This is a genomic window from Cupriavidus neocaledonicus (assembly GCF_000372525.1).
Taxonomy (GTDB): Bacteria; Pseudomonadota; Gammaproteobacteria; order Burkholderiales; family Burkholderiaceae; genus Cupriavidus; species Cupriavidus neocaledonicus.
Window position 1 is genome coordinate 1 of record NZ_AQUR01000035.1, and the last position, 5,190, is coordinate 5,190.

Sequence of the window (5,190 nt, forward strand, 5' to 3'; positions counted from 1 at the left end):
ATGCGGTTGGGCAGAACCTGTCCGGATCTGGATGCGTCGCTGTTCTTCGATGCCGACGAGATTCGGGGGGCATACGTGCTCTCCAAGAAAGCTCGCCCGAAGACACCGGTCACACTCAATCAGATGATTCGGTTGGTTGCTTCCCTGGGCGGGTTCCTTGGGCGGAAGAACGATGGCGAGCCCGGCGCCAAGACGATCTGGATCGGCATGCAGCGAACCATGGACGCCGCGCTCACTATTCAAACACTGAGGGAAGAGTCATGACTTCCGTATAAGGAAATGGGGTAGACGTGGCCATTATTATTTCGCCATGCCTGCAGGGGCGAATCTCCGTCTCAATGCAGTTCGTGGTCGCGCGCGTCAATTTCAAGCGGTGCATCAAAATAGCCAAAGGTCGCAATTTCGGCTAGGTATGCAAGGAGAAATTTCTCAATTGAACCAGCCTTTTCATACTGATGAACATGCCGGAACTCATGTGTAAGCAAGCGCCGTGTAGCATGACCTTCCGCAATCAATATGGCGTATCCCAGTGTCAATCCAACCGTATCCGGACCGAACAATCCTGTTGAGCAGACTACGTTTCGTAGTGTTTCATCTTGGGGCATCGGGAGACTATCGACCATTGCGATATGGATGCGTTCCGGCATAGCAACACCAACGGCACTAGCGACCGATAGACCTTGTTCGGTTAGAGCGCTCCCGTTCCGAATTACAGGGTCGGTCATGCTCTTTGCCCATGCTATTGCCGCGGGCAATAGTGATGGCAGTAAAGCTAATATGTTGTATGTCATGTTCCACCTTCTCGGATTGTGCGGAATTTTTGTATCTTGCATTGCGTAAGCCGCTTTTTCGATTCCACTTGGATGTTGAACGCAGAACTCAAACATCGACTCACCTAGTACAACGAATATGCTGGCATCGACAGCAGCGACATAGCTTGACAAGCGTCAATGCGCGCCTATTTATCGAGTTTCCTCGTGCGAAACGGGCCAAATCGATGCCTACGAGACCCCCGGTAATTGCGCGTCACGAAATGAACAAAGTGATGGCGCGAATTGTCGGCTTGAATTCCAATTCTACCGCATTGCGAAAAAATTCATACACCACTTGCAGAGTGGCAATCACAATTTGCCAATCTACACTGAGTGGCATAGATTTCGCTGGATGCTACTACATGCTAACATGACGTGTCTCACCACGGTCGAATGACATCTCATACTAAATTCAGAAATATATAGAATGACAGTCGGCATCATTGCGTTAGGAATTACCCGCAAATGCTACAAAAAACGCATCGCGAAAGGAGCGAAGATATATGACGTACAAGCAGCGCGTGTTGCATTTTTTTCGGAGCATAGCTCAGGCAGCGCTGATATCTATCATGCTAGCCTCTTGCGGTGGTGACGGTGATGATCCCACGGCCTCGCCCGACCCGCAGACGATGACCACCACCACCTCGGCTCCGGTCGAGAAGAGCTGCTCGAACTGCAGGGCGCTGGACGCACACACCAATTCTGGTAGCGGCATAGGTGTTTGGGAAAGCGTTAATAGCACATCCTCGGCTGTGGAAGTTCCCATCAGCATCTCAGGGCTGAACGGGCAGGATGTAACGCTCGTTTTCACTAATCAAACCGGAACTCCACAAGTTATGCCGACAATTGCTGTGGCGGCGCGGAACTATTCCTTCGTGGCCGAGCAACTACGATTGGATGACAGCACGGAAGCGCTTAAGAGCAGAATATCGAATTTTAATCGAGACGGATGGAGAGTGCACGCCAAAGAGCAAAGTTATGCTCCACGCTATTCTTTGTCGCCTAGTAGACTGGATAACGGTAGTGTGAAAATCTGGTATCTAGCGGACGATACGACTCGCTCCACAACATTGGTTCGTAAACTCATGACAGCTGACGGCACCATTGTCAATTTCTGGGTAGAGACAACTGAAATCGATCCAACAAAGGTGAGTCAAGCGGTTCTCGACACGCTAGCAGGCGATTTCGTCTCCCCTGGCAACGGATATTCAATCTGGGGATCGCTCGGTGGATCTCTCAACCGTCATCTCGGACTGCGCTTTTACAAGCATCTTCTTACCAACGTTAGCAGCACTGATTCGATGGCGGTTCTCGAATCTTCAGTTCGAGACACGGCAGCAACCTCCGGCTTCCAACAGGAATTTCGCCACTTTGCCGCGACATCAGGTGCACTAATGAAGGAACCCGCCCCAGTCGGCTTTGGCTTTCCTTTGCGGGAGGAAGACGGATTCGTGTTGCCTGAAATTAACACGGGCGCATTTCTAAATGATCGTAGTCAGTTCTCAATGGTGCCCGCGGAGCTCCACCCCTATGCCAACGTGCCAGTAGTCCGGGAGCATGTGAAAGGTATGTATAGCGAAACGGTGAAGATTCCGCCCCACTCCTCACTGTCCGTCGTGATTCAATGATGCGAAGAGAGTGCCGTCAACCACATCTTCTATGGACCTATGACTCACATGATTGCTTTGCTAGTTGCCCTTAGCGTTGCTGCATGCGCTGTGGGACCAACCGAGGGACAGCATCTGACGTTGGTCGGTGAGATCTACATCAAGGGCAATGAGCCCTTCCCAAAGATCATACTTGAGACAGCGACCCATGAAAGCTGGGAACTGGAAGGTGTACCATTGACTGAGGCGCGATTGGTAAGTCGTCGCCACGTAACGGTACGTGGCGTCGTAATAAGATCGCCGTCCCGGGGAGTGTGGTTACCTTCGTTACGAGTAAAGAGCCCGCCACAAGTGGCTGGGCCATAACGATCTTTATCCCACTTTTGCTTTAGTGTATCCCCTCAGTAATCTGTCGCGGTAAGCAACAAGAGCATCTGATGCCGGTTAGTAGAGGCGTAGCACCAGTTTTCATCGTCAAATTACAGACCATTAGCGCCATTACTCGATGCCGCTCTACTTGTTTGATTGTGTTTATGATCGATTCAATATAGAAAATTTACCAATCATTATCGGAAGCATTGGAATGGCTTCGCGCGATCTTGAATCTATCTTTGGAGTATGTTTATCTTGGCCCCAATTACCACCACCTCGAATTTCGATCTCCCCGATGACATCGCGAAGCTTTTGGTTGACCCAAAGACTTACTCAGACCGTGAGCTATTGCACTCCGTCTATACGTGGGCTCGTGCCAACAATCCATTCGGTCGTGCCGTTATTGAGGGCTTCGACCCATTCTGGGTTGCAACGAAGTATGCCGATGTCAGCGCCATTTCACGTGACAGCAGCCTATTTCGCAACGGTGACTATTCTGTTGTTTGCCGACCAAAAGCCGCAATCGACTATATAATTTCGGTCACTGGGTCTCCGCATATTGTCAAGGCGCTAGTTCAGTTCGATGGTGATGAGCACAAGAAGATGCGCGCGCTGGCGCAGTCATGGTTTATGCCTGACAGCCTGCTCAATCTGGATGAGCGTATCCGACGACTGGCCCGTTGCTGTGTTGACAAACTTGCGCATTACGAAGGGGAGGTCATAGATTTTTCTAGAAATATTGCGCTATATTATCCTTTGCATGTAATAATGGACATTCTAGGAATTCCCTCTGAAGATGAGGCCAAAATGTTGGTCCTGACGCAAGAATTGTTTGGTGGGGAAGATCCAGAACTCAATCGAGGGAAGGCAGAGGTCGCTTCGGGTAAAGATGTCTTGGCAAAGAACCTACTAGCAGTAGTAGAAGACTTTCGGCATTATTTCGATAAGCTGACATCGGACAAAAGGACGAGTCCACGTAACGATATGGCAACATTGCTTTCCAACGCGGTCGTAAATGGTGAACCGATTAGCGATGCCAACCGCTTGGGCTACTACATTATTATTGCCACGGCGGGACACGATACCACATCATCGTCCTCCGCGATCGCAATGTGGGCACTTAGCCAGTTCCCTGATCTGCTTCCTCGACTACAAGCCGATGCGGCGCTGATTCCGCAATTTGTCGACGAGGCGGTGCGCTTTGCGTCACCGGTGAGCCACTTCATGCGTACCGCGTCTGCGGATACGGAGATCCGAGGACGCACAGTTCACAAAGGCGATTGGATAATGCTGTGCTACGGCTCGGCGAATCGAGATGAAGATGTCTTTGATAAACCATTCGAGTTCAGCATTGATCGAAAGGAAGTCCACCATCTGGCATTTGGAACAGGGCCTCATATTTGTCTGGGCCAGCACTTGGCCAAGATGGAAATGCGCATCCTGTTTGAGGAAATGATACCGCGCCTTGAACGCGTGGAGTCAGCTGGGGAGCTCGAGATGGTCGCATCCAGCTTCGTCGGTGGGCCTAAGCATCTTCCTTTGCGCTGTTTCATGCGATAGAGTGATTTTTTGGTTCATCGAGGAATAGCGAGGAAGGCTGCGCCGGATCTTGAGGAAGAAGTATTCCTCGTCGCGATATCCGTAGGCCCGGCGCTTGATCATTTTGATAGTGTTGTTAATGCCCTCGACGACGCTAATGTTCAGCGCATGGCGGCATCGGGCCACAATGCCGTGCCAATACGCTCAGGCGTTGCGCGAACTGCTGTAATGGGTCGACGCCGCTTTGCTGCGCTTGTTCAAACCAGTCGCTCCATGCCCGCTGCGCCCATCCAGGCCGACGGTAAAACCACAGGCGCTTGAGGTCGTCGCGCAGAATGTAGACGGTCATCAGCGACCGGGTCGCGGCCAAAATCTCATTTAGATGGACCGCCTGGCCGGCGCTCAGATTGCTGCGATTAGGCAGCAGCAAGCGTGTGGACTTCAAGAGACGTCGGGTGGGTCGGTCATGCCTGAGTTGATTGGCCTGATCGACCCGGACCTGATCGATGACCTCGCGTCTTTGGCAACAACGTGGAACAGGTCGTAGAGAGGTGGCGGCGGAAATTCGGACAGTCGGNTAAGTGGAAGAGCTGGGGCCTGAGCCGGCCATAATGGCGGGCATAAAGGATCCAGAAGATGACGAAACGAAGCAGACGGACCCACTCGGCAACCTTCAAGGCCAAGGTGGCCATGGCCGCGCTCAAGGGCGACAAGACGCTGGCGGAATTGGCCCAGCAGTATGACGTGCACCCGAGCCAGATCACGGAGTGGAAGCAACAGTTGGCGGAGCACGCCGCGGACGTGTTCGGCGGCGGCAAAACCAAGACTGCGGCCGAGCCGCCGGTGGACGTGAAGGCGCT

5 protein-coding genes and 1 pseudogene are annotated in these 5,190 nt (G+C 52.1%); 4 read left to right on the forward strand and 2 right to left on the reverse strand.

The genetic code is table 11. From position 1 onward, the window contains the following. A partial coding sequence (locus A3AG_RS0100400; protein WP_018003680.1) for an IS4 family transposase occupies positions 1-264 on the forward strand: 264 nt, incomplete at its 5' end. 71 nt (positions 265-335) lie between these two features. On the opposite strand, the gene A3AG_RS32480 is transcribed toward A3AG_RS0100400, so the two are convergent. Further along, positions 336-791, reverse strand: a complete 456-nt coding sequence (locus A3AG_RS32480) for a hypothetical protein (RefSeq protein WP_012354731.1) — start codon at positions 789-791, stop codon at positions 336-338. Positions 792-1,315: 524 nt separating this feature from the next. Here A3AG_RS32480 and A3AG_RS32485 point away from each other — a divergent pair. Both A3AG_RS32485 and A3AG_RS0100405 read left to right on the forward strand, forming a co-directional pair. After that, positions 1,316-2,440 carry a M30 family zinc metallopeptidase gene (locus A3AG_RS32485; RefSeq protein ID WP_012354729.1) on the forward strand — a complete coding sequence of 375 codons (1,125 nt, stop codon included), beginning with the start codon at positions 1,316-1,318 and terminating at the stop codon, positions 2,438-2,440. A gap of 597 nt (positions 2,441-3,037) precedes the next feature. Next, complete coding sequence (locus A3AG_RS0100405) at positions 3,038-4,351, forward strand: cytochrome P450 (RefSeq protein WP_012354727.1); 1,314 nt, start codon at positions 3,038-3,040, stop codon at positions 4,349-4,351. Between the two features lie 30 nt (positions 4,352-4,381). Here A3AG_RS0100405 and A3AG_RS32495 read toward each other — a convergent pair. Beyond that, positions 4,382-4,879, reverse strand: a pseudogene (locus A3AG_RS32495) (transposase); the annotation flags it as partial. 87 nt (positions 4,880-4,966) lie between these two features. Between A3AG_RS32495 and A3AG_RS31000 the strand changes: the two are divergent. Beyond that, positions 4,967-5,190, forward strand: a 224-nt coding sequence (locus A3AG_RS31000; protein ID WP_035847479.1) for an IS3 family transposase, incomplete at its 3' end; no start/stop codon positions are given.